This is a genomic window from Dactylosporangium roseum, assembly GCF_025264685.1.
GTDB lineage: Bacteria > Actinomycetota > Actinomycetes > Mycobacteriales > Micromonosporaceae > Dactylosporangium > Dactylosporangium roseum.
The window spans coordinates 6,896,618-6,919,836 of the sequence record NZ_CP073721.1 but is presented as its reverse complement, the minus strand read 5'-3'; the positions used below and the strand labels follow the sequence as shown (position 1 = coordinate 6,919,836).

At 71.9% G+C, this 23,219-nt stretch carries 23 protein-coding genes; 19 read left to right on the top strand and 4 right to left on the bottom strand.

The features are described from left to right. The first annotated feature begins 233 nt into the window (after positions 1-233). The gene (locus tag Drose_RS32410; RefSeq protein WP_260725066.1) at positions 234-959 is read left to right on the top strand and encodes a lysophospholipid acyltransferase family protein; all 726 of its coding nucleotides are present in this window, start codon (positions 234-236) and stop codon (positions 957-959) included. A gap of 48 nt (positions 960-1,007) precedes the next feature. Here the strand turns inward: Drose_RS32410 and Drose_RS32405 are convergent, their stop codons facing one another. Next, positions 1,008-1,868 (bottom strand): hypothetical protein, encoded by an 861-nt coding sequence (locus Drose_RS32405; RefSeq protein WP_260725065.1) that lies wholly within the window; start codon positions 1,866-1,868, stop codon positions 1,008-1,010. A 79-nt stretch (positions 1,869-1,947) separates the two neighbouring features. On the opposite strand from Drose_RS32405, the gene Drose_RS32400 reads away from it, so the two are divergent. The 8 genes from Drose_RS32400 (at position 1,948) to obgE (ending at position 13,174) form a co-directional block, all read left to right on the top strand. Continuing rightward, on the top strand, positions 1,948-2,679 hold the full coding sequence (locus Drose_RS32400) for a beta-phosphoglucomutase family hydrolase (RefSeq protein WP_260725064.1): 732 nt from the start codon (positions 1,948-1,950) through the stop codon (positions 2,677-2,679). Next, on the top strand, positions 2,679-5,024 hold the full coding sequence (locus tag Drose_RS32395; protein WP_260725063.1) for a glycoside hydrolase family 65 protein: 2,346 nt from the start codon (positions 2,679-2,681) through the stop codon (positions 5,022-5,024). Before Drose_RS32400 ends, Drose_RS32395 begins: the two co-directional genes overlap by 1 nt. 15 nt (positions 5,025-5,039) lie before the next feature. Next, entirely contained in the window at positions 5,040-6,989 is a 1,950-nt protein-coding gene (locus Drose_RS32390; protein ID WP_260725062.1) for a TIGR03960 family B12-binding radical SAM protein, read from the top strand. Between the two features lie 70 nt (positions 6,990-7,059). Beyond that, positions 7,060-7,782: a TIGR03936 family radical SAM-associated protein gene (locus tag Drose_RS32385; RefSeq protein WP_260729888.1), complete on the top strand. Its 723-nt coding sequence runs from the start codon at positions 7,060-7,062 to the stop codon at positions 7,780-7,782. A gap of 208 nt (positions 7,783-7,990) precedes the next feature. After that, positions 7,991-10,840: an Rne/Rng family ribonuclease gene (locus Drose_RS32380; RefSeq protein WP_260725061.1), complete on the top strand. Its 2,850-nt coding sequence runs from the start codon at positions 7,991-7,993 to the stop codon at positions 10,838-10,840. Positions 10,841-10,971: 131 nt separating this feature from the next. Further along, on the top strand, positions 10,972-11,286 hold the full coding sequence (gene rplU / locus Drose_RS32375) for a 50S ribosomal protein L21 (protein WP_259859419.1): 315 nt from the start codon (positions 10,972-10,974) through the stop codon (positions 11,284-11,286). A 9-nt stretch (positions 11,287-11,295) separates the two neighbouring features. After that, positions 11,296-11,553 (top strand): 50S ribosomal protein L27, encoded by a 258-nt coding sequence (rpmA, locus tag Drose_RS32370; protein WP_260725060.1) that lies wholly within the window; start codon positions 11,296-11,298, stop codon positions 11,551-11,553. A 166-nt stretch (positions 11,554-11,719) separates the two neighbouring features. Continuing rightward, positions 11,720-13,174: a GTPase ObgE gene (gene obgE / locus Drose_RS32365; RefSeq protein WP_260725059.1), complete on the top strand. Its 1,455-nt coding sequence runs from the start codon at positions 11,720-11,722 to the stop codon at positions 13,172-13,174. Between the two features lie 21 nt (positions 13,175-13,195). Here obgE and Drose_RS32360 read toward each other — a convergent pair whose 3' ends face one another. After that, the gene (locus tag Drose_RS32360) at positions 13,196-13,396 is read right to left on the bottom strand and encodes a hypothetical protein (protein ID WP_260725058.1); all 201 of its coding nucleotides are present in this window, start codon (positions 13,394-13,396) and stop codon (positions 13,196-13,198) included. A 189-nt stretch (positions 13,397-13,585) separates the two neighbouring features. Here Drose_RS32360 and Drose_RS32355 point away from each other — a divergent pair, with 189 nt between their 5' ends. Then, positions 13,586-14,734 carry a hypothetical protein gene (locus Drose_RS32355; RefSeq protein WP_260725057.1) on the top strand — a complete coding sequence of 383 codons (1,149 nt, stop codon included), beginning with the start codon at positions 13,586-13,588 and terminating at the stop codon, positions 14,732-14,734. On the opposite strand, the gene trpS is transcribed toward Drose_RS32355, so the two are convergent. Then, positions 14,667-15,683 (bottom strand): tryptophan--tRNA ligase, encoded by a 1,017-nt coding sequence (gene trpS / locus Drose_RS32350; RefSeq protein WP_260725056.1) that lies wholly within the window; start codon positions 15,681-15,683, stop codon positions 14,667-14,669. The genes Drose_RS32355 and trpS overlap by 68 nt on opposite strands. Before the next feature lie 302 nt (positions 15,684-15,985). Between trpS and Drose_RS32345 the strand changes: the two genes are divergently transcribed. Continuing rightward, entirely contained in the window at positions 15,986-16,147 is a 162-nt protein-coding gene (locus tag Drose_RS32345; protein ID WP_260725055.1) for a hypothetical protein, read from the top strand. Then, a complete protein-coding gene (locus Drose_RS32340) occupies positions 16,147-16,650 on the top strand; it encodes a hypothetical protein (protein ID WP_260725054.1) in 504 nt (167 codons plus the stop codon). The genes Drose_RS32345 and Drose_RS32340 overlap by 1 nt, the downstream gene beginning before the upstream one ends. Positions 16,651-16,653: 3 nt before the next feature. Here the strand turns inward: Drose_RS32340 and Drose_RS32335 are convergent, their stop codons facing one another. Continuing rightward, complete coding sequence (locus Drose_RS32335) at positions 16,654-16,872, bottom strand: DUF397 domain-containing protein (RefSeq protein ID WP_260725053.1); 219 nt, start codon at positions 16,870-16,872, stop codon at positions 16,654-16,656. Positions 16,873-17,081: 209 nt separating this feature from the next. On the opposite strand from Drose_RS32335, the gene nadD reads away from it, so the two are divergent. The 7 genes from nadD (at position 17,082) to Drose_RS32300 (ending at position 23,215) form a co-directional block, all read left to right on the top strand. Next, on the top strand, positions 17,082-17,660 hold the full coding sequence (gene nadD, locus Drose_RS32330) for a nicotinate-nucleotide adenylyltransferase (protein ID WP_260729887.1): 579 nt from the start codon (positions 17,082-17,084) through the stop codon (positions 17,658-17,660). 92 nt (positions 17,661-17,752) lie between these two features. After that, a complete protein-coding gene (gene rsfS, locus Drose_RS32325) occupies positions 17,753-18,136 on the top strand; it encodes a ribosome silencing factor (protein WP_260725052.1) in 384 nt (127 codons plus the stop codon). Next, entirely contained in the window at positions 18,133-18,732 is a 600-nt protein-coding gene (locus Drose_RS32320) for a histidine phosphatase family protein (RefSeq protein WP_260725051.1), read from the top strand. Before rsfS ends, Drose_RS32320 begins: the two co-directional genes overlap by 4 nt. A gap of 43 nt (positions 18,733-18,775) precedes the next feature. Next, positions 18,776-19,180, top strand: a complete 405-nt coding sequence (locus tag Drose_RS32315) for a hypothetical protein (protein WP_260725050.1) — start codon at positions 18,776-18,778, stop codon at positions 19,178-19,180. 35 nt (positions 19,181-19,215) lie between these two features. Continuing rightward, positions 19,216-20,085: a DegV family protein gene (locus Drose_RS32310; protein WP_260725049.1), complete on the top strand. Its 870-nt coding sequence runs from the start codon at positions 19,216-19,218 to the stop codon at positions 20,083-20,085. A gap of 89 nt (positions 20,086-20,174) precedes the next feature. Continuing rightward, positions 20,175-20,888: a ComEA family DNA-binding protein gene (locus Drose_RS32305; protein ID WP_260725048.1), complete on the top strand. Its 714-nt coding sequence runs from the start codon at positions 20,175-20,177 to the stop codon at positions 20,886-20,888. After that, positions 20,885-23,215, top strand: a complete 2,331-nt coding sequence (locus tag Drose_RS32300; RefSeq protein ID WP_260725047.1) for a ComEC/Rec2 family competence protein — start codon at positions 20,885-20,887, stop codon at positions 23,213-23,215. The genes Drose_RS32305 and Drose_RS32300 overlap by 4 nt, the downstream gene beginning before the upstream one ends. The last annotated feature ends 4 nt before the right edge of the window (positions 23,216-23,219 follow it).

Sequence of the window (23,219 nt, the reverse complement as noted above, 5' to 3'; positions counted from 1 at the left end):
CCTTTCTGCGTCGATCTTGCAGTTATGGTGCCGGACAAACCCGGACATCGCGGGAGTGTCGCGGCACCACAACTGCAAGATCGACGCGGAAAGGGGGTGCGGTCGTGCTCGTGGTCGTTGCGTCGTGAGTCCGCGGGTGGTGTTGCACACGCTGTGGACATCTCCGGCTGACCGGAGGGTCGGCGGCGGTTAGAGTGTGCGCGGCATCGTCTGTTCGGCCTGGTGGAGGGCATTTGTCCGCGCTCTATGCGATCGGCAAGATGGTGGCCTCGCCACTGACGCGGCTGCTCTGGCGACCGAAGATCATCGGACTGGACAACGTGCCCCTGACCGGACCGGCCATCCTGGCGAGCAACCACCAATCGGTGATCGACTCGGTGATGATGGGTGCGCTGATGCCGCGCAACGTCTACTTCCTGGCCAAGGACCAGTATTTCCTCGGTCCCGGCCTCAAGGGCGCCGTGATGCGCCAGGTCATGTACGGGCTGAACCAGATCCCCGTCGACCGCTCCGGCGGCCGGGCCAGCCTGATGGCCCTCGACGCGGCCCTGCCGGTCCTGCGCGCGGGCCACGTGCTGGGGATCTTCCCGGAGGGCACCCGCTCGACGGACGGCCGGCTCTACCGGGGCCGGCCGGGCGTGGCGAAGCTGGCGCTGGACGCGCCGGCACCGATCATCCCGATCGGCCTGATCGGCTTCGACAAGGTCCAGCCGATCGGTGCCTCGCTGCCCAGGCTGGGCCCGCAGGTGAAGGTCCGCGTCGGCGAGCCGCTGGACCTGAGCCAGTGGCAGGGCGGCGAGGTCGACAGCCGGGGCCTGCGCGAGGTCACCTTGAAGCTGATGAACGCGATCCAGCAGCTCACCGGCCAGGAGTACGTCGGGCGGTACGCCCCGAAGCGGCCGGACCAACTCGCCGACACCAACGGCCACAAGGGCGGCGAAACCTCGGCGACGACCTGACCTGCCTGCCGATCCCGGCGTTGTGGACGGTGGACGCGGCGGGGCCGGTCAGTCACGGCGGACGATCGATCCGCGTAGGTTCCGGGTCGCCGTGGCGGCCTGGTCGACCGACTTGCCGGTGAAGACGGCGATCGCGATCACGCCGTGGTCGGACCAGCCGCAGACGGCGGCCGAGCGGCCGTCCACGCGGGAGGTGGCGCAGCGCTGCTCACCGCCGAAGACGCCCGGGTCGACCTCCCGCACGTCCGAGATCTGGATCTTGGTGCCCAGCTTGCGGATGCTCGCGTCCAGGTCGCGCGCCGGGTCGGTGATGAACCGGGTCGCGCCGAAGACGATCACTCGTTGCTGCCGGTTCGTGGCGTCCTGGTACGTCACCGTGAAGCCGCTCTCGTCGAGGTGGTCCGAGGTCAGCGACGTCTGCAACTGTTCGGCGGTCTTCTTCGCCGCCGCGTCGCTGGTCCGGGTCAGGCCGGGGACCGTCGCCGCGGTGTCGACCGTCGCCGGATACTGCACCCAGTACGGGCGGGCCCACGCATACGAGCCGCCGCAGCAGCCCGCGCACAGCGCGAACAGGAACAGCAGCACCCACGGCCACTTCCTCCGGCGCCGCCGGTAGGCGGGCGGGGGAGGGGCGTAGCCGGGCGGCGGCGGGCGGTAGCCGTGCGGCAGGGGGCCGTAGCCGCCGTGCGGGTGGCCGGGCACCGGCACCGGGACGTACCGGATCTCGGGCTGTGGCGGAGCCACCGGCTGTTGCAGGGTCTGCGGCTCGGCCGGCAGGTCGAGCGTGTCCTCCCACTGCCGCCGCCGGCGGGAGCCGCCGGGCGGCACGGACGCCGATCCCACCCAGGTCGGGGAACCGGGCTCGGCCGGCTGCCGCAGGGTCGGCGACTCGTCCGGCGGTTGTGTCACACCTCGAAGGCTAACCACCGCGCGCACGTGTCGCAGAACGGAGGTTTGGCGCTCGCCGAACCCGGATACGGTGGCGAATGTGCTGGGCCTACCGGAACACGTGACAGCGTGCCTGTTCGATCTTGACGGTGTGTTGACCCCTACGGCGGTCATTCACAACAAGGCGTGGACCGCGACCTTCGACGAGTTCCTGCGCGACCGTCAGGGTCAGCGGCCGTTCGACCCGGTCCACGACTACAACGACTACGTCGACGGCAAGCCCCGGGAGGCCGGGGTCCGCGACTTCCTGACCTCCCGCGGCATCACGCTGCCCGAGGGAACGCCCGACGACCCGCCCGAGGCGAAGACTGTCAACGGGCTCGGCAACCGCAAGAACGTGCTGCTGCTGAAGCTGCTGCGGGAGGGGGGCCTGCGGCCGTACCCGGGCTCGGTGCGCTACCTCGAGGCGGCATCGGAGGCCGGCCTCCGTCGCGCGGTCGTGAGCTCCAGCGCCAACACCCTGCAGGTGATCACCTCGACCGGGCTGGACCGGCTGCTGGAGATCCGCGTCGACGGCCTGACCATCCGCGAGCAGGCCCTGAAGGGCAAGCCGGCGCCCGACACGTTCCTGGCGGCGGCGCGCCGGCTCGACACGCCGCCGGAGAACGCGGCCGTCTTCGAGGACGCCCTCGCCGGGGTCGCGGCCGGGCGGGCCGGCGGCTTCGGGTTCGTCGTCGGCGTCGACCGGATCGGCGGCGGGCATGCCGAGGACCTGCGGCGCAACGGCGCCGATCTGGTCGTACCGGATCTCTCGAAGCTTCTGGAGGGCTGATGGCCAAGTTTCCGGTCGAGCCCTGGGCGCTGCGGGAGACCCGGCTCGATCTCGACGACCTCGCGCAGACCGAGTCGCTGTTCGCCCTGTCCAACGGGCACATCGGCCTGCGCGGCAACCTCGACGAGGGGGAGCCGTTCGGGCTCCCCGGCACCTACCTGAACTCGTTCTACGAGGAGCGGCCGCTGCCCTACGCCGAGGCCGGATACGGGTTCCCGGAGGAGGGGCAGTCGATCGTCAACGTCACCAACGGCAAGGTCTTCCGGCTGCTGGTCGACGACGAGCCGTTCGACGTGCGGTACGGCAAGCTGGTCGCCCACGAGCGGGTCCTCGACCTGCGCACGGGCACGCTGCGCCGCGACGTCGAGTGGATCTCGCCGGCCGAGCAGCGGATGAAGCTGACCACGACCCGGCTGGTGTCGCTGGAGCAGCGGTCCGTCGCCGCGTTCCTCTACGAGGTGGAGCCGGTCGCCGACCCGGCACGCATCATCGTGCAGTCGGAGCTGGTGGCCAACGAGGACACCCCGGAGCCGAGCAAGGACCCGCGGGTGGCGGCGGCGCTCGGGCACGCGCTGACCGGGGAGTCGCACCACGCCCGCGACCTCGACGCGCAACTGCTGCACCGCACCCACGCGAGCTGGCTGCGGCTCGGCGCCGAGATGGACCACGAGGTCGAAGCGCCGGTGCCGGTGCAGGCGCACACCGAGACGACGGAGGACTGGGCGCGCACGACGTTCGCGTGCGAGCTGCAGCCGGGGCAGCGGCTGCGGATCGTGAAGTACCTCGCCTACGGCTGGTCGAGCCAGCGCTCCCGGCAGGCGATCCGCGATCAGGTGCATGGCGCGATCGCGGCGGCCCGGCTCGGCGGCTGGAACGGGCTCGTGAAGGCGCAGCGCAGGTTCCTCGACGGGTTCTGGGACCAGGCCGACGTCGAGATCGACGGCGACGCCGAGATCCAGCAGGCGGTGCGGTTCGCGCTGTTCCACCTCATGCAGGCGGGTGCGCGGGCCGAGGCGCGGCCGATCGCGGCCAAGGGCCTGACCGGGCGCGGCTACGACGGCCACGTCTTCTGGGACACAGAATCGTTCGTGCTGCCCGTCCTGACGTACACCCATCCGCAGGCCGCGCGGGACGGGCTGCGGTGGCGGCACGACACGCTCGACCTGGCCCGCGAGCGGGCCAAGACCCTCGGCCTGAAGGGCGCCGCGTTCCCCTGGCGGACGATCCGCGGACAGGAGTGCTCGGCCTACTGGCCGGCGGGCACCGCGGGCTTCCACGTCAACGCCGACATCGCCGCCGCGGTGGTGCGCTACGTGCAGGCGACCGGCGATCACCGGTTCGAGGCCGAATTCGGGCTGGAGGTGCTGGTCGAGACCGCCCGGCTGTGGCGCTCGCTGGGCCACCACGACCGGCACGGCGTCTTCCACATCGACGGCGTGACCGGCCCCGACGAGTACAGCGCGATCGCGGACGACAACATCTACACGAACCTCATGGCCCAGCACAATCTGCGCCAGGCCGCCGCGGCGGCCGAGCGGCACCCCGAGCTGGCCCGGAGGTTCGGCGTCGACGACGAGGAACTGTCGTCGTGGCGCGACGCCGCCGACCGGGTGAACGTGCCCTACGACCACGAGCTGGCGGTGCATCAGCAGTCGGCGCACTTCACACTGCACCAGGAGTGGGACTTCGCCGGCACGCCCGCCGACCACTACCCGTTGCTGCTGCACTATCCCTATTTCGACCTGTACCGCCGGCAGGTCGTCAAGCAGGCCGACCTGATCCTGGCGATGCACTGGCGCGGCGACCGGTTCACGCCGGAGGAGAAGGCCCGTAACTTCCACTACTACGACGAGCGGACCGTCCGTGACTCGTCGCTGTCGGCGTGCACCCAGGCGGTCATGGCGGCCGAGGTCGGCCACACCGAGCTGGCCTACGACTACCTCGGCGAGGCGGCCTTCGTCGACCTCTACGACCTGCAGCACAACGCCGGCGACGGCCTCCACATGGCGTCGCTGGCCGGCACCTGGCTGGCGCTCGTCGCCGGCTTCGGCGGGATGCGCGACCACGGCGGCGAGCTGGCGTTCATGCCCCGGCTGCCCGGCCGGCTCGATCGGCTGCGGTTCGCGATCACCTGCCACGGCGACGTACTCCGGGTGGACGTCAACCACAACGCCGCGACGTACGTGGTGGATCAGGGGGAGCTGTCGCTGCGCCACCACGGCAAGCCGTTCAGGGTGAAGGCCGGCAGCCCCGTCACCCTGCCGATCCCCGCACCGCACCCGGCCACCCCGCCGCCGGCCCAGCCACACGGCCGGGCGCCCCGTCGGCGCCGGATGGATGGGTGAGTAGGCTGGTACTCCGTGAGCGTCACGAGCGTCTTTCCGCAACTCGAGCGTCTGCTGCCGAGGATCAGCAAGCCGATCCAATACGTCGGCGGTGAGCTCGGCGCTGTCGTGAAGGACTGGGACGCGGCCACGGTGCGCTGGGCACTGTCCTACCCCGACGCCTATGAGGTCGGCCTGCCCAACCAGGGCGTGCAGATCCTCTACGAGGTGCTCAACGAGCAGCCCGACGTGCTCGCCGAGCGCACCTACGCGGTCTGGCCCGACCTGGAGCGGCTCATGCGGGCCGAGAGCGTGCCGCAGTTCACCGTCGACGCCCACCGCCCGGTGGGCGCGTTCGACCTGTTCGGCGTGTCGTTCGCCACCGAGCTCGGCTACACCAACCTGCTCACCATGCTCGACCTCGCCGGCATCCCGCTGAATGCCCGCGAGCGTGACGACCGGCACCCGATCGTCGTCGCGGGCGGGCACGCCGCGTTCAACCCGGAGCCCATCGCCGACTTCATCGACGCCGCCGTGCTCGGCGACGGCGAGGAGGCGGTGCTGGAGATCAGCGACATCGTCCGGAAGTGGAAGGCCGAGGGCGAGCCGGGCGGGCGCGACGAGCTGCTGCTGCGGCTCGCCCGCACCGAGTCGATCTACGTGCCGCGCTTCTACGACGTCGACTACCTGCCCGACGGGCGCATCCAGCGGGTCGTGCCCAACCGGGCCGACGTGCCGTTCCGGGTGCACAAACGCACCACGATGGACCTCGACGCCTGGCCGTATCCGAAGCGGCCGCTCGTGCCGCTGGCCGAGACGGTGCACGAGCGCTACGCCGTGGAGATCTTCCGGGGTTGTACGCGTGGGTGCCGCTTCTGCCAGGCCGGCATGATCACGCGGCCGGTGCGGGAGCGCAGCATCACGACCGTGGGGCAGATGGTCCAGGAGGGGCTGGAGTTCTCCGGCTTCCGCGAGGTGGGGCTGCTGTCGTTGTCCTCGGCCGACCACTCCGAGATCGGCGACATGTGCTCCGGCCTCGCCCAGCAGTACGAGGGCACCAACGTGTCGCTGTCGTTGCCGTCGACCCGGGTCGACGCGTTCAACGTCACGCTCGCCCAGGAGTTGTCCCGCAACGGGCGGCGCACCGGGCTCACGTTCGCGCCCGAGGGCGGTTCGGAGCGGATCCGCCAGGTGATCAACAAGATGGTCACCGAGGACGATCTGATCCGCACGGTCGTCACGGCGTACACCAACGGCTGGCGCCAGGTGAAGCTGTACTTCATGTGCGGCCTGCCGACCGAGACCGACGACGACGTGCTCCAGATCGCCAAACTGGCGCACGAGGTCATCCGGGCCGGCCGCTCGGCCACCGGCGCGCGGGACATCCGCTGCACGGTGTCGATCGGCGGGTTCGTGCCGAAGCCGCACACCCCCTTCCAGTGGGCGTCGATGGCCGAGCCGGAGGTGATCGACCGGCGGCTCAAGCTGCTCAAGGAGGCCATCAACTCGGACAGGTCGCTCGGCAAGGCGATCGGCTACCGATACCACGACGGCGAGCCGTCGCTGATCGAAGGCCTGCTCAGCCGGGGCGACCGGCGGGTCGGCGCGGTCATCCGCCGGGTCTGGGAGGCGGGCGGGCGCTTCGACGGCTGGTCCGAGCACTTCTCCTTCCGGCGCTGGATCGACGCGGCCGCCGCCGAGCTGCCGGCATTCGGCGTCGACCTCGCCTGGTTCACCACGCGGGAGCGGGACCAGAACGAGGTCCTGCCCTGGGACCACCTCGACTCGGGCCTGGACAAGGACTGGCTCTGGCAGGACTGGCAGGACGCCCTCACCGGCTACGAGCAGGACGACTGCCGGTGGACCCCGTGCTTCGACTGCGGCGTCTGCCCGAGCCAGGACACCGAGATCCAGATCGGCCCGACCGGCAAGAAGCTGCTGCCGCTCACCCCGGTGGGCACCGGACTCCGGGTGCCGCATGGCTAAGCGGCAGCCGGAGAGCAACCAGGAGCCGGTCGTCCAGCGGATCCGGTTGCGGTACGCCAAGCGCGGACCCATGCGGTTCACGTCACACCGCGACTTCGCCCGTGCGTTCGAGCGGGCGCTGCTGCGTGCCAACGTGCCGATCGCCTACTCGCAGGGCTTCAGCCCGCACCCGAAGGTCTCCTACGCGTCGGCCGCCCCGACCGGGGTGGCCAGCGAGGCGGAATACCTGGAGATCGGCCTGCGGGCCAAGGTCGACCCGGCGGAGCTCCGGCTCGCGCTCGACGCCGCCCTTTCGCCCGGGCTCGACGTGCTCGAGGCGGTCCAGTCGCCGCTGAACGGCGGCGGCAGCCTGGCCGACCGGATCGACATCGGGATCTGGCGGGTCGAGCTGCCGGGGATCACGCCCGGCGACGCCTCGGTCGCTGTGCGCGCGTTCCTCGACGCCGGTGAGGTGCTCGTCGAGCGGCTCACCAAGCAGGGTCGCCGGACCTTCGACACGCGTGCCGCCGTCGTCCGGCTCGCCGTCGTGGGGTCGGATTCGGCGGCGGCTGACGTACCTTCCGAGGTCACCGACATACCGTGTGCGATACTCGACCTTGTCGTGCGGCAGGGAACCCCGACCGTGCGACCCGACGATGTGCTGTCCGGCCTGCGAGTTGTGGCCGACCTGGAGCCGCCGGTCCCGCCTCGGGCGACCCGTTTGGCTCAGGGCGTGCTGACCGAGCAGGGTGAGCTCGTCGACCCGCTCGCCGCGGATCGACCGGCGGCTGTCGTAGGGGCTTCGTCGCTGTAGTGTTCGGCGTTTCGCCAGGTGGCGGGCCGCCGGCCGCCGGTATCGAAGCTGGCAGACTTGGCGAGCGCCGGCGGTCCCCCGTCGGTGAGGATCTTAACGGCGGATCGTCCGTGTGAGCGGATACCTCCGCCGGCACAACATATATGCGGTGCCCCTGTGTGGCTGCGTTGTCGCGCGCCCGGGAGCGCCAGAACTGGAGAACGTCCGCATGTTCGACAACGAGTCGGCGAGCGGCGAGGCCACCGGCGACGAGCCGGTGGCAACTGCCGCAGCCAACGAAGCAGAGACCGCTACCCCCGTTCGGCGGACCCGCCGCAGGACCACCAAGGCCGCCGCTGAGGCGCCGGTCGAGGAGCCGGCGGCTGCCGAGGAGGCCGCCGTTCCACCGCCGGTCACACGCCGGCGACGGAAAGCGGCGGTTAGTGATATTCCCGACGAAACGGGCGAAATCGGCGAGTCCGGACAGCAGGTCCTGCCGATCGACGAGCCGGTGGCGCCGGTGAAGGCGACCCGGGCCCGCCGGACCCGCACCCGGGCGACCGCCCCCGAAGAGGCCTCGGCTGCCGCTCCCGCGGAGGCCTCGGGCGCCGCTTCCGCGCAGGTCCCGGGCGCCGCTCCCGTGGGGGCCTCGGCTGCCTCGATCGAGGGGGAGCCGGCCGCCTTCCCTGTGGAGGAGCCGGCCGCCTCTTCCCTGGAGGAGCCGGTCGCCGAGGAGTCCGCCGCCGAGGAGCCGGCGGGCGAGGTGATCGAAGAGGCGGAGCCCGAGGTGGCTGAGCAGCCGCCCGCGCGCCGTGGCCGCCGCGCCGTCCCCGCCGTCCAGTTGCTGTTCATGCCGCCGAGCGAGCAGGTCCCGCCGTCCGTGCCCACCAAGCCGCACGACGCCGAGGAAGAGGCGGCCGAGGAGGAGCCGGTCGGCCGGAGCCGCCGGCGCCGTGGCCGCCGTGTCGCCGAGGAGGCACCCGCAGCCGTCGAGGCGCCGGCCGAGACCGACGAGTCCGAGGCCGAGTCGGAGACCGAGGACGAGGACGAGGACGACGACCTCGACAGTGCCACCCGGCGGCGCCGCCGGCGTGGCCGTCGCGGTCGTGGCCGGGGCCGTGGCGCGGCCGGTGACGAGTTCGACGAGGCCGCCGAGGCGGAGGCCGAGGACGAGACCGACGAGGCCGCTGCCGAGGCCGACGCCTCCGACGACACCGAGGGCGACGAGGATGGCGAGGGTCTGACCCGCCGCCGTCGCCGTCGCCGCCGCAAGGGTGCCGCCGACGCCGAGGCCGCCGACGACCCGCACGTGGTCGTGAAGATCCGCGAGCCGCGCCAGGTCGCCCGTGACGAGGTGCAGGGCGTCTCCGGCTCGACCCGGCTGGAGGCGAAGCGCCAGCGCCGCCGGGACGGCCGTGAGCAGCGCCGCACCCGCCCGCCGATCCTGTCCGAGGCCGAGTTCCTCGCCCGCCGCGAGGCCGTCGACCGCGAGATGGTGATCCGGCAGAAGAACGACCGCACGCAGATCGCGGTCCTGGAGGACAAGGTGCTCGTCGAGCACTACGTCACCCGGGCGACGTCGAGCTCGATGGTCGGCAACGTCTACCTCGGCCGTGTGCAGAACGTCCTGCCCAGCATGGAGGCGGCGTTCGTCGACATCGGGCGGGGCCGCAACGCGGTGCTCTACGCCGGCGAGGTCAACTGGGACGCCACCGGACTGGAGGGCCGCACCCGCACCATCGAACAGGCGCTGAAGTCCGGCGACTCGGTGCTGGTGCAGGTCACCAAGGACCCCATCGGCACCAAGGGCGCCCGCCTGACGAGCCACATCGCGCTGTCCGGCCGGCACCTGGTCTACGTGCCCAACGGCAACGCCTCCGGGATCAGCCGCAAGCTGTCCGACGTCGAGCGCAAGCGCCTGCGTGACGTGCTCAAGAACCTCGTGCCCGACGGTGCCGGTGTCATCGTCCGCACCGCCGCCGAGGGCGCGTCGGAGGACGACCTCGCGCGCGACGTCAAGCGGCTACAGGCGCAGTGGGAGGCGATCCAGGAGAAGTCGGCCACCAGCAGCGCGCCGTCCCCGCTCTACGAGGAGCCCGAGCTGGTCGTCCGGGTCGTCCGGGACCTGTTCAACGAGGACTTCCGCGAGCTGGTGATCCAGGGCAACGACGCCTACGAGTCGGTCGAGCCCTACCTGTCGCACGTCTCGCCGGACCTGGTCGACCGGGTCAGGCGCTACACCGGCACCGGCGACGTGTTCGCCGAGCAGCGCATCGACGAGCAGTTGATCAAGGCGCTCGACCGGCGGGTGTTCCTGCCGTCGGGCGGCAGCCTGGTCATCGACCGGACCGAGGCGATGACCGTCATCGACGTCAACACCGGCAAGTACACGGGCGCCGGCGGCAACCTCGAGGAGACGGTCACCCGCAACAACCTCGAGGCGGCCGAGGAGATCGTGCACCAGCTACGGCTGCGCGACCTGGGCGGCATCATCGTGATCGACTTCATCGACATGGTGCTGGAGTCCAACCGGGAGCTCGTGCTGCGCCGCCTGACCGAGTGCCTGGGCCGGGACCGGACCAAGCACCAGGTCACCGAGATCACGTCGCTCGGCCTGGTCCAGATGACCCGCAAGCGGGTCGGTCAGGGCCTGCTGGAGGCCTTCAGCGAGACGTGTGAGGTGTGCAAGGGGCGCGGCCTGATCATCCATACCGAGCCGATCCCGGAGAAGCGTGGCGGCGGCGGTGGCAACGGCCACAGTCACGCGGCCGTGGCGAAGGTCGCGTCCGCGACCGTCACCACGGGCGTGGAGGAGGCCGACGCGCCCGCACCGGCGCGTGCGGGGCGGCGGCGTGGCCGTCGTGGCGCCGCTGCGGTCGCCGAGGAGTCGTCGGAGGAGATGGCCGAGGCCGTCGACGCGACTCACGTCGTCGAGGACGTCGAGGAGGAGGCGGAGTTCACGCCGATCGCCACCGAGGACGATCCGGACAACGCCGACGAGGACGAGGACGAGCCGTCGGGCAACGGTGCCCGCCGCCGGACCCGTCGGGGTGGCGTCCGCCGCCGGACCCGACCCTGATTTGGGGAGTGCGCCGCCCATGGCGTACTCTCTCTAAAGCGCACTTTCGTGCGCAGGGTCTTTTGCGTGCCTGCTTCCCCGCAGCGCGTCCGACCAAACCCGCCAGTAGCTACGACAGGAGTCCGCGTCCCATGTACGCGATCGTCAAGACCGGCGGCAAGCAGTACAAGGTCGCCGAGGGCGATGTGATCGAGGTCGAGAAGCTCGCGGGCGAGCCGGGTGACGCGTTGACGCTGTCCGCCGTCCTGCTTGTCGACGGCGAGGATCTCATCACCGACGCGGCCAAGCTTGCCAACGCTGCGGTGACGGCAGAGGTCGTCGCCCACACCAAGGGTCCGAAGATCCGGATCCACAAGTTCAAGAACAAGACCGGCTACCACAAGCGCCAGGGTCACCGTCAGCCGCTGACCCAGGTCAAGGTCACCGGCATCTCCACCGGGAAGTAGGCAAGCGCGATGGCACACAAAAAGGGTGCGTCCAGCTCGCGGAACGGGCGCGAATCCGCCGCCCAGCGGCTCGGCGTGAAGCGGTTCGGTGGCCAGTTGGTCAACGCCGGCGAGATCATCATCCGGCAGCGCGGCACCAAGTTCCACCCGGGTGACCTGGTGGGGCGCGGCGGCGACGACACGCTCTTCGCGCTCGCCGCGGGGCACGTGACCTTCGGCGTCAAGCGCGGTCGCAAGACCGTGAGCATCACCCCAGCCGAGGGCTGAGTTCACTTTACCGACGGCGGGCCGGGGCAGTGTCGTGCTCCTGGCCCGCCGTCGTTTTTCGCCACCGAGATCTTGGAGTTGCGGTCCCCGCTGTGTGCCGACCTTTCGGACAAGTAGGGACCGCAAGTCCAAGATCGCGGACGAGTGGCAATGAGGAGATTTCGTCGTGACCACGTTCGTTGACCGGGCCGTGTTGCACATCAAGGCCGGCGACGGCGGGCACGGCTGCGTTTCCATCCACCGTGAGAAGTTCAAGCCGTTCGGCGGCCCCGACGGGGGTGACGGCGGCCACGGCGGCAGCGTCAAGCTCGTTGTCGACCCCGGCGTGCACACCCTGCTCGACTTCCACTTCCACCCCCACCAGAAGGCCGGCAACGGCCACGGTGGCGCAGGCAGCAACCGTGACGGCGCCAACGGTGAGTCGCTCGTGCTGCGTGTGCCGGACGGCACCGTCGTGCAAACGGTGGGCGGTGAGGTCATCGCCGACCTGGTCGGCGCCGGCACCGAGCTGGAGCTGGCCCGGGGCGGCCGGGGCGGCCGGGGCAACGCGTCGCTGGCCAGCACCCGCCGCAAGGCGCCCGGCTTCGCCGAGCTCGGCGAGCCCGGTGAGGAGCTCGACGTCGTCCTGGAGCTCAAGAGCGTCGCCGACGTCGGCCTGGTGGGTTTCCCGTCGGCCGGCAAGTCGTCGCTGATCTCGGTGATCTCCGCGGCACGGCCGAAGATCGCCGACTACCCGTTCACGACGCTGGTGCCCAACCTGGGTGTCGTGCAGGCCGGCGACAACACGTTCACGGTCGCCGACGTGCCCGGCCTCATCCCCGGCGCGGCCACCGGCAAGGGGCTCGGCCTCGAGTTTCTGCGGCACATCGAGCGCACCGCGGTGCTCGTGCACGTGGTCGACACCGCGGCGCTGGAGACCGACCGTGACCCGGTGTCGGACATCGACGCCATCGAGGCGGAGCTGGCGGCCTACGGCGGGCTGGAGGACCGGCCGCGGATCGTGGCGCTCAACAAGGTCGACGTGCCCGACGGGCGCGACCTCGCCGACATCATCCGGCCCGAGCTGGAGCGGCGCGGCCACCCCGTCTACGACGTCAGCGCGGTCACCCGGGAGGGCCTGCGCGAGCTGACGTTCGCCATGTCCGAGATCGTCGAGCGGCAGCGCCGGCTGACACCGCCGCCGGAGCGCACCCGCATCGTCATCCGCCCGGTCGCGGTCGACGACAGCGGCTTCACCGTCAGCCGCGACGGCGAGGGCGTCTACGTCGTCAAGGGCGGGGCGCCGGAGCGCTGGGTGCGCCAGACCAACTTCGACAACGACGAGGCCGTCGGATACCTTGCCGACCGACTCGCCCGGCTCGGCGTCGAAGAGGCCCTCAGGAAGGCCGGCGCCAACCCCGGAGATCCGGTCCGCATTGGCGTCCGTGAATTCGACTGGCAGCCCGAACACTTCGCCGGAGAAGAGTTCGTGCCAGGCAATCGGGGCACCGACTACCGCCTCGAAGAGCCGTCGAAGCGGGTCGGCGCGGCCGAGCGCAAGGCCATGCGCAAGGCCCGTCGGCAGCCTTATGAGGAGCTGGAAGTCTCACCCGGTGCCGAGGGCGACGACGGCGAAATTTGACCCGGCGCGCAACAGATCTCGTCACTCCATGTTGATCGGGCAACGTCCATCGACGACTCGGAGGTGATCGCGCTCGTGGTCGACCAGCAGGTCGAGCCGCGGGCGCGCGACGGTGGTCGGGAGGGCCACGTCTACGCGGTCGACGCGACCGCCCGTGATCTCGTCGCGGTCGTCGGTGGCGCCGGGGTCGCCTGCGGGGCGCTGCTCGCCGTGGGCTCGCACTACCCGCTCGTCCGGCCCGAAACCGGGCCCGCCGGCCCGAGGCCATCCGTTTGTACGAATCGACCGGTTACCGACTGATTCCCCGATATAGCCCATACGTCCATAGCCCGCTCAGCCTGTGCTACGAAAAACTGGCCATCGCGCCGGAGCCCATCGCGTCTGAGCTCGCATGAGGCTAGTGTCTGGTCGGTGGGCATCCTCGAACGGCTGACCCGACCGGCCCGGACACCCCGGGAACGCTTCGCCGACCAGGTGCTGGCCGAGCTCCGCAGACGCGGGGTCCGTGACGCCGAGTTCCGCCCGAGTCAGTTCGCCATCGTCTGCGAGTGCGGGCAGGACGCGTATAGCTGGCTCTTCCTGGCCAAGGCATTCAGTCAGTACCAACGAAATCCCGGCGACAAGAAGCAGTTCGTGCGTGAGTTCGTCACGCACAGCCTCACCCCGCCCGCACAACCCGGCTCCTTCGTCGAAGCGCTGCCCAGGCTGCGGATCGCCCTCCGGCACGCCGCCCGCGGCACCCGCACACTGCGCCGGCCCGCCCTGCCCCACCTCGACGAGGTGGTGCTCTGCGACGAGGTGCCGCTCGATTTCGACAGCCCGGTGCGCTGGGGCGTGGCCGCCGAAGAGATCTTCGCCGCCGCCCACCACCGGACCCTCGCCCGGGCCGAGCTGCCGTCCTCCGCCGCGTTGTTCGGTCCGTCGGTACTGCACGTGCCCGACTACGACGGGGAACAGCTCGTCTCCTGGGTGCTTCTGGACGGCTGGCTCGCCGAGCTCGACGAGCAGGTCGGCGGCCGGGCGGTGGCGTTCCTGCCGAGCACCATGATGCTGCTCGTCTGCGCCGACGAGCCGCGGCTCGTCGAGCAGTTGTTCGAGCTCACCGCCGACGAGTACGCCCGCACGCCCCGGCCGCTGTCGCCGATGGCCTACACCACCGACGACGACGGCCGGGTCGTGCCGTTCGAGCCGGAGCGCGGGCACCCCGCCTTCCACGCCGCGGGCAAGGCCCGGCGCCGGCTCGCCGCCGACGTCGCCGAGCACCAGCGGCGCACCCTCGGCGACCCGAGCCTTGTGGAGTGCACGCTGGCCGCCCGGCCGGACGGCGGCACGTTCACCACCGCCGTCTGGGCGGTCGGGACTCCGGCGCTGCTGCCGGCGGTCGACTTCGTCGGCGTATCGATCCCCGGCGAGAAGATCTTCTACGTGCCGTGGGCCCTCCTGGTGGAGGCCGACCTGCTGACCGAGGAGATCGACTTCCGGCCGGCGCGCTTCAGTGCGGTGCCGAGGCCGTCACCGGCCTCACTGGGCTACCTGCGGGAGCGGGCCGTGCGGTTGTGAGGCCGAGCGCCTCGCGCACCCTGCTGACGGTCCGGTCGGCCCGTTCCCGGGCGCGCTCGGCGCCGTCCCGCAGGATCTCCTCGATGTAGGTCTCGTCAATTTCGTGATACTTCTGCTGGATCGGGGCGAGCGTCGCGACGACCGCGTCGGCGACGGTGGCCTTGAGCTCGCCGTAGCCGCGGAAGTCGCGCCGCTGCTCGCCCGTGCACGCCTCCAGGAGGTCGAGCAGGTTCGACACGCCCGGCTTGCGCTCCGGGTCGTGCACGACCTCGGTGCCGGTGTCGGTCACCGCCCGCATGACCTTGCGGCGCAGCACGTCCGGCGGGTCGAGCAGGAACAGCACCCCGCCGGTCGAGGCGTTGGTCTTGCCCATCTTGGTGGTCGGCTCCGCCAGGTCGGCCACCCGCGCCGCGACCGCCGGATGGACGGCCCGCGGGACGGTGAGCACGGGGCCGTACCGCTCGTTGAACCGCACCGCCAGGTCGCGGGTCAGCTCGACGTGCTGGCGCTGGTCCCGGCCGACCGGGACCTCCTCGATGTCGTGCAGCAGGATGTCGGACGCCATCAGCACCGGGTAGGTCAGCAGTGACAGCCGTGAGCCGCCACCGCCGCCCTTCTCCTTGAACTGGATCATCCGGTGCGTCTCGCCGTAGCTCGCCACACACTCCAGCAGGTAGTGCAGTTCGGTGTGGGCGGGCAGATCCGATTGGCGGTACAGCACGGTCTTCTCCGGGTCGATCCCGGACGCCAGCAGCAGGCCGGCGACCTCCATGGACGATCTCCGCAGCACGGCCGGGTCGTGTCGCACGGTGAGCGCGTGCAGGTCGGCGATGAACACCACGGTCGGCTGGGCGTGCTGGCCCTCGACCACCGGTCTGATCGCGCCCATGTAGTTGCCGAACTGCAGTGGGCCAGTGGGCTTGAAGCCGGAGATGCGTCGCTTGGACATGGGGTTTCCCTCCGTCTGGAGTGGGGGATCCGCGCGGCGCACACCAAAAAGACCGCCCGGATCGGACGGCCTGTCGTGTGTGGGGATCGTGCGTCTGCGTGCGCGAAGGTAGGCCGCCCCTAAAGGGCGCGCCAGCTATTGTTCTTCATCCGCACGTCGCCAGCCTAGCACGTCATGTCGGATGCTATGTCCGTATATGTCGATACGTGTGCTGGCCCCCTCTATGGCCCCTCCCAAGCGAGGCGTTCCGGTGTTGGCTGGGAGTCACGCAGTTACGTCGATCGACGGGGGAGGGGACGCTGGTGGACGACGAACGGGCCTGGATGCGGCTCGAATGCCCGGTGTGCCGGGGCTGGCTGGGGGTGCCGGCCGAGGTGCCACGGGGGGCCGCGGCGGAACGGGTGGCGCGGCGGATCGACGCGTTCACCCACCGGCACCGGGTGTGCGGGCGGGGGTCGCGGTGATGCTGTGGCAGTTCCGGCTGGTGGTGGCCGGGGAGGTCGGGGAGGAGCAGGTCGACCGGCTGTTCGACCGGGCCGGTGACGCCTGCGTGGAGGTGGTGCCGGACGGCTTTGCCGAGGGCGGATCCTGGGTCGCCATCGACCGCGACGCACCGAGCCCCGCCGACGCGATCGTGTCGGGAGTCCGGGACCTCGACGGCGCGGGCATGGTGACGGTCTCGGCGGCGGCCGACGATCCGCTGGTCACACTCCAGACGATCGCGGAGCGGGTGGGGCAGCCGCTCGACGCGGTGCGGTCCTGGCCGCTGCCGCCGCCGGTCGGGCCGCATCCCAGGCGGCCCGTGTTCGACTGGCGGGAGGTCTCGGACTGGCTGGTGCGGCATCGCCGCTACGTGCCGCCGGACGACGAGGCGGCGCTGCACGCGGTGACACTGGCCCTGCGGATCCGCGCGCTCGCGCCGCGACTGGGCCGGCTCACGCCGATCCGGTCGCTGCTCTACACGTGAGCGTCAGACGTCGAACTCGCCGTCTTTGGCGCCCAGCACGAAGGCGTCCCATTCGGCCTGGGTGAACACGAGGACCGGGCTCTTCGGGTCGGCGCCGTTGCGCAGGCCGATGAGGTCATCGACGAAGGCGACCTCGACCCGGCTGCCGTGACTGTCGCCAGGGGCGGAGCGCCACTGCGCGCGGGAGTTGTCGAACTGGCCCTTCGGGTGGGGCAGTGTCATGCGCGCAACGCTACACGTGGGCGGTCCGGGCCGGTGCCGTGACGCCGGCCCGGACACCCTGCGTGGGTGACACTCGGGTGGACGGGGTGACGCCGGCCCCGACACCCTGCGTAGGTGACGGCTCGGGTGGGTGGGTGACGAGCGGCACCACGGCGGGTTGCCGACCGGGCCCCGCTGATCATTACGATGCGGTGATGCGTGTGGGCATCATGGGTGGGACGTTCGATCCGATCCACCACGGCCACCTGGTCGCCGCCAGCGAGGTGGCCGACCGGTTCGAGCTCGACGAGGTCGTCTTCGTGCCCACCGGACAGCCGTGGCAGAAGAGCGATGTGGCCGTCAGCCCGGCCGAGGATCGGTACCTGATGACGGTCATCGCCACCGCGTCGAATCCGCGGTTCACGGTGAGCCGTGTCGACATCGACCGTGGCGGGCCGACCTACACCGTGGACACGCTGCGTGATCTGCGGCGTGCATACGGTACTGAAGCTGACTTGTTCTTCATCACCGGCGCCGACGCACTCGACAAGATCCTGTCATGGAAGGACGCCGGCGATCTCTTCGAGTTGGCGCACTTCATCGGGGTGACGCGCCCCGGGTTCGACCTCAACGCCGAACACCTGCCGGCCTCCACGGTCAGCCTGGTCCAGGTGCCCGCGATGGCGATCTCGTCCACGGACTGCCGGCGCCGCGTCGAGGCGGGCATGCCGGTCTGGTACCTGGTGCCGGACGGCGTGGTGCAGTACATCGCAAAGCGCGGCTTGTACCGAAAAGTCGGCAACAACTGAGGAGCAAACTGTCGTACCGGCGTGAGAGGCTAGAACGAGCCCGGCGGACTTCGCAGTTCCGACAGCCGGGGCCGTTCGACGAAGGGAGTCCGGTGCCCGCCACTGAGCGAGCCCGAGAGCTGGCGCTCACCGCTGCACAGGCGGCCGCCGACAAGAAGGCCGAAGACATCGTCATCCTCGACGTGGCCGACCAGTTGGTCATCACCGACGCGTTCCTCGTGGCGTCTGCGCCCAACGAGCGCCAGGTCCTGTCGATCGTCGACGCGATCGAGGAGCGACTGCTGGAGCTTCCCGAGAAGGCGAAGCCGGTCCGTCGCGAGGGTGAGCGGGGTGGCCGCTGGGTCCTGCTGGACTACGTCGACATCGTGGTCCACGTGCAGCACACGGAGGAGCGGGAGTTCTACGCACTCGACCGGCTGTGGAAGGACTGCCCGGCCATCGAGTTCGTGGATCGCGACCTGCCGGCCAGCGCATGACGCTGTTGGTGCTGTGGCGCCACGGACAGACCGAATGGAACGTCGGCGGCCGCATTCAGGGCCAGACCGACGTCGCCCTGTCCGAGACCGGTGTCGAGCAGGTCCGGGCCGCCGCACCCCGGCTGGCCGCACTCGGGCCGACCGTGCTCATCTCCAGCGATCTGCGGCGTGCCGCCGACACGCAGGCCGGCCTGGCGGCGCTGGTGGACCTGCCGGTGCGATACGACGCCCGGCTCCGTGAGCGGAGTTACGGTGACTGGGAGGGCCTGACCCATCCGGAGATCACGGCCCGCTGGCCGGAGTCGTTCGCCCGGTGGCGCCGCGGCGAGCCCGTCGACGACGCCGGGGTCGAGGAGGTCGACGCGCTGAGCAAGCGGGTCGCCGCCGCCCTCCAGGAGGCCGTCGACGCGGCACCGGAGGGCGCGGTCATCGTGGCGACGACCCACGGGGGCGCGGCCCGGCATGCGACGTGTGCCCTGCTCGGCTGGCCGGTGGAGTTCGCGCCGACACTCGGCGCGCTGCACAACTGTCACTCCACGCTACTGTTGTATGACACAGTGCACGGTTGGCGGATGGCGGCGCACAACGTGCCGTAGCGTCAGAGGGAACCGTTCGCGGCACAGCCACGTCAGAGGAACCATGAGACTTCGGCACTTCGGACTCGTCGCGCTCGCCGCTCTCGCGCTGGCCGGGTGCGGGTCGGCGGACGGGTCGGACCCGGTCGGGGCGCCGCCGTCCACCGCCGCGGCGCCGCCCTCGCCCTCGCCGTCCACGTCGTCGGAGTCCGCCTCGCCGACGGGATCCGCGGTGCCGTCCCGGCCCGCGGCGGGTGCCATCACCGTCACCGGGCAGGTTCGCGACGGCGTGGAGCCCGGCTGCGTCCTGCTGGCCGTGGGTGACAAGTCCTATCTGCTGCTCGGCGGCGACCGTGCCAAGCTGCGCAGCGGCACGACGCTCACCGTGACCGGCGTGCCGCAGCCCGACATGTTGACCACCTGCCAGCAGGGCTTGCCGTTCCAGGTGGTGTCGATCAAGGAAGGCTAGGCCGGAAGGGACGCCGGATCGGCTACGGTGCGGTCATGGCCGGCTCACACCCCTCCGTCGCCGTTGTCACCGACTCCACCGCATATCTGCCTCTCGACCTGGCCAACGATCCGGTCCGGCGGCTGACCGTCGTCCCGCTCGCCGTGGTCGTCAACGGCGTGCCCGGCCTGGAGACCGTCGACATCGACTCCGCCACGGTCGCGGAGGCGCTGAACGCCCGCCGGGTCGCCGTCACGACCTCGCGGCCGTCGCCCGAGGCGTTCGCCGAGGTGTACCGCAGGCTGCTCGACGCCGGCGCGCAGGCCGTGCTGTCCGTCCACCTCTCGGCCAAGCTGTCCGGCACCTATGACGCCGCCGTGCTGGCCGGTGCGGAGTTCGACGGCCGGGTCGAGGTCGTCGACACGCAGTCGACCGGAATGGGGCTGGGCTTCCCGGCGCTGGCCGCCGCCGCGGTCGCGGCCGCGGGTGGCTCGCTCGAGGAGGTGCGGGCGGCGGCGGTCGAGGCGGTGGGCCGTACCACCACCCTCTTCTATGTCGACACGCTTGAGTTCCTGCGCCGGGGCGGGCGGATCGGTGCCGCCGCGGCCCTGCTCGGCACGGCGCTGTCGGTGAAGCCGATCCTGCACACCACCGAGCAGGGTGTCGTGGTGCGGGAGAAGGTACGGACCGCGGGGCGCGGGCTGGCTCGCCTGGTCGACATCGCCGACGAGGCCGCGGGGGACGCCGTGGTGGACGTGGCCGTGCATCACCTGGCGGCCCCCGACCGGGCGGACGCGTTGCTGACGACGCTGAAGGAGCGGCTGGGAGAGCGGCTGCGGGCCGCCTGCCTGACCGAGGTCGGCGCGGCGGTCGGCGCCCACGTCGGCCCGGGAATGGTGGCCGTGGTGGTGCACCGGACCGAGTGACCGCCGGTTGTCCACAAGGGCAGCGTTGTCCACAGATCGAGGTTCCGCGGTCGGCGGAAGGACGGTGATCCGGCCTACCGTGCCGGGTCATGTGGCGCTCTGGTGATGACGACGGCGACGACCGTGCCGCGGTGGCCGGCCGGCTGGCCCGGGTGGTCGGCCTGCCCGCGGACCCCGCCGACCCACCGGCATATCCGTGGGACTCCGCCGCCCCGCCGCGGCCCGCCGTGTCCGCGTTCGACCCCGGGCGACGCGGCGTGCGGGTGCTCGTCGTGCTGGCGGTGCTGGTGGTCGGCGTGGCGGCCTTCCTCGCCTGGCGCTCCCGCCCGCAGGTGACGCCTGCGCCGCGGGCCGAGACGGCGCACTCCGCCTCCCCGCCCGCCTCACCCGCGCTCCTCGTCGTCTCCGTCACCGGCAAGGTCAGCCGTCCCGGCCTGGTCCGGCTTCCGGCGGGCTCCCGGGTCGCGGACGCGATCGAGGCCGCCGGCGGTGCCCTGCCGGGCGTCGACCTCACCGGTCTCAACCTGGCCCGCAAGCTGGTCGACGGGGAGATGGTCGCCGTCGGCGTCCCGCAGCCGCCGGGCGCCGCGTCGGCGGCCGGCACCGGCCCGGTCCCGGTCAACCTCAACACGGCCTCGACCACCGAGCTGCAGACCCTGCCCGGGGTCGGTGAGGTGCTGGCGCGGCGCATCGTCGAGTATCGCGACGCGCACGGCGGCTTTCGCGCGGTCGCCGACCTGCGCAAGGTCGAGGGCATCGGCGACGCCAAGTTCCAGCAGTTGAAGGACCGGGTCACGGTATGACCACGGACTTCCGCCTGACCGGGGCCGCGCTGGGCTGCTGGCTCTCGGCGCTGGCCGCCCTGTTCCTTCCCGCGCACACCGGCTGGGCGGTGGTGATCGGTGCGCTGGTCCTGGCGGCGGCCTGGCCTTCGCTGCTCGCCCTCGGCACGGCCGACCGGCCGGTGCCGGCGCCGGTGCGGGTCTTGCGCCGGACGCGATGGATCGTGACCGCGGTGCTGTTCGGCGTCGCCTGCGGGGCAGCCTCCTCGGCCGCCCGGGTCGGCGAGCGTGACGCGCAGCCGCTCGCCGGCCTTGCCGCCAGCCACGCCACTGTCCGCTTCGGACTCGAGGTGACCGACGACCCTCGCCTCGGCCGCTCGACGGTGGGCCGCGACGCGACCGTCGTCGTGCCGGCGCGGCTCACGTGGCTCCGCACCGCCGACGAGACCCGGGTCGACCTGGGGGCGCGGGTGCTGGTCCTGGCGCGCGACCGGGCCTGGCTCGGCCTCCTGCCCGGCCAGGACGTGGAGGCGTCCGGGCGGCTCTCCCCGCCCGACGGCGGCGACCTGCGCGCGGCGCTCATCTCGGCCGGAGCGCCGGAGCGCGTGACGCCGGCGCCGTGGGTGCAGCGTGCGGCCGGTGTGCTGCGCGCCGGCCTCCAGCGCGCCTGTGGCCCCCTCCCGCCGGAGCCGGGCGGCCTGCTGCCGGGCCTGGTGGTCGGCGACACCAGCCGCCTCGATCCGGGCCTCGCCGCCGACTTCAAGGCGACCGGCCTGACCCACCTGACCGCCGTCTCGGGCGCCAACCTGGCGATCGTCGTCGGGCTGATGCTGATGATCGTCCGCTGGTGCCGCGCCGGTCCGCGGGTCGCCGCAGTCGTATGCGTGCTGGCGCTCATCGGCTTTGTCATCCTGGTCCGCCCGTCGCCGAGCGTGTTGCGCGCGGCCGCCATGGGTGGCCTGGCCCTCGTGGCACTGGCGCTCGGCCGGCCGCGCGCGGCGCTGCCGTCGCTCGCCGCCGGCGTCCTGGTCCTCGTCGTGTTCGATCCCGAGCTCGCCGTCGACGCCGGGTTCGCGCTGTCGGTCCTGGCGACCGGCGGCCTGGTGCTCCTGGCGCCCCGCTGGACCGAGGCACTGAAGGCCAAGGGCTGGCCCGGGTTCGCGGCCGAGGCGCTCGCCGTGCCCGCCGCCGCGCAGGCCGCGTGCGCACCGGTGATCGCCGGCATGTCGGCGACCGTCAGCCTCACCACCATCCCCGCCAACCTGCTGGCGGCGCCGGCCGTCGCGCCGGCCACGGTCGTCGGGGTCGTCACGGCTGTCCTGTCGCCGGTGCTGCCGGCCGTCGCGGAGTTCACCGCCTGGCTCGCCTCCTGGCCGGCCCGGTGGCTGGTGGCCATCGCACACCACGGTGCCGACGTGCCCGACGGTGTCGTGCCGTGGCCCGGCGGCACGTTCGGCGGGCTGCTGTTGGGTGGGCTGCTCGCCGTGCTGCTGATCGCCGCGAAGCGGCCCGTCGTGCGACGGCTCGCCCTGGTCGTCGCCGTCGCGGCGGTGCTCGGCGCGACGCCCGTGCGCCTGCTGGCCGGTGGCTGGCCGCCGCCCGGCTGGCTGATCGTGGCGTGCGACGTCGGTCAGGGCGACACGCTCGTCGTGTCGGCGGGCGGGGCCTCGGCGGTGGTGGTCGACGCCGGACCGGACCCGGAGGCCGCCGACGGCTGCCTGCGCCGGCTGGGCGTGCGGCACGTGCCGTTGCTGGCCCTGAGCCACTTCCACGTCGACCACATCGGCGGCCTGGACGGGGTGCTGCGCGGACGGACCGTCGACCGGCTCCTGCTGCCGCCGTTCCCGGAGCCTGCGGCGGGCCGGTCGGCGGTGCTGGCCCGAGGGCTGCGCTCCGGCGACGCGCAGTCCGGGCAGGTGATGACGGTCGGTGAGGTGCGGCTGGCGGTCCTCGGCCCGGCGGGGCCGACGACCGGCACCCGGTCCGACCCCAACAACAACTCGCTGGTCCTGATGGTGACCACCGGCGGCGTCCGGGTGCTGCTGACCGGCGACGCGGAGACCGAGGAGCAGCTCAGCCTCCGGTCGGCGGCCGCCCCGGGCGAGTTGCGTGCCGACGTGCTGAAGGTCGCCCACCACGGCAGCGCGTTTCAAGACGAGGAGTTCCTCGACGCCGTGGCGCCGCGGATCGCCCTGGTCAGCGTCGGTGCGGGCAACGACTACGGGCATCCGAGCCCGGTGCTGCTGTCGCGGCTCGTGCGCGGCGGGGCCAGGGTCCTGCGGACCGACCAGGAGGGCGACCTCGCGGTTGTCGCGGAAGCCGGTCGGCTCGCCGCCGTGACACGATGAGTCC

What these genes read in the sequence shown, in the direction of transcription:
- trpS (WP_260725056.1), bottom strand. Translation starts at nt 15,683, where the DNA reads ATGTCCAAGCGACGCATCTCCGGCTTCAAGCCCACTGGCCCACTGCAG.
- Drose_RS32300 (WP_260725047.1), top strand. Translation starts at nt 20,885, where the DNA reads ATGACCACGGACTTCCGCCTGACCGGGGCCGCGCTGGGCTGCTGGCTC.
- Drose_RS32380 (WP_260725061.1), top strand. Translation starts at nt 7,991, where the DNA reads ATGTTCGACAACGAGTCGGCGAGCGGCGAGGCCACCGGCGACGAGCCG.
- Drose_RS32305 (WP_260725048.1), top strand. Translation starts at nt 20,175, where the DNA reads ATGTGGCGCTCTGGTGATGACGACGGCGACGACCGTGCCGCGGTGGCC.
- Drose_RS32385 (WP_260729888.1), top strand. Translation starts at nt 7,060, where the DNA reads ATGCGGTTCACGTCACACCGCGACTTCGCCCGTGCGTTCGAGCGGGCG.
- nadD (WP_260729887.1), top strand. Translation starts at nt 17,082, where the DNA reads ATGGGTGGGACGTTCGATCCGATCCACCACGGCCACCTGGTCGCCGCC.
- Drose_RS32320 (WP_260725051.1), top strand. Translation starts at nt 18,133, where the DNA reads ATGACGCTGTTGGTGCTGTGGCGCCACGGACAGACCGAATGGAACGTC.
- Drose_RS32335 (WP_260725053.1), bottom strand. Translation starts at nt 16,872, where the DNA reads ATGACACTGCCCCACCCGAAGGGCCAGTTCGACAACTCCCGCGCGCAG.
- Drose_RS32395 (WP_260725063.1), top strand. Translation starts at nt 2,679, where the DNA reads ATGGCCAAGTTTCCGGTCGAGCCCTGGGCGCTGCGGGAGACCCGGCTC.
- Drose_RS32315 (WP_260725050.1), top strand. Translation starts at nt 18,776, where the DNA reads ATGAGACTTCGGCACTTCGGACTCGTCGCGCTCGCCGCTCTCGCGCTG.
- Drose_RS32310 (WP_260725049.1), top strand. Translation starts at nt 19,216, where the DNA reads ATGGCCGGCTCACACCCCTCCGTCGCCGTTGTCACCGACTCCACCGCA.
- rplU (WP_259859419.1), top strand. Translation starts at nt 10,972, where the DNA reads ATGTACGCGATCGTCAAGACCGGCGGCAAGCAGTACAAGGTCGCCGAG.
- rpmA (WP_260725060.1), top strand. Translation starts at nt 11,296, where the DNA reads ATGGCACACAAAAAGGGTGCGTCCAGCTCGCGGAACGGGCGCGAATCC.
- Drose_RS32340 (WP_260725054.1), top strand. Translation starts at nt 16,147, where the DNA reads ATGCTGTGGCAGTTCCGGCTGGTGGTGGCCGGGGAGGTCGGGGAGGAG.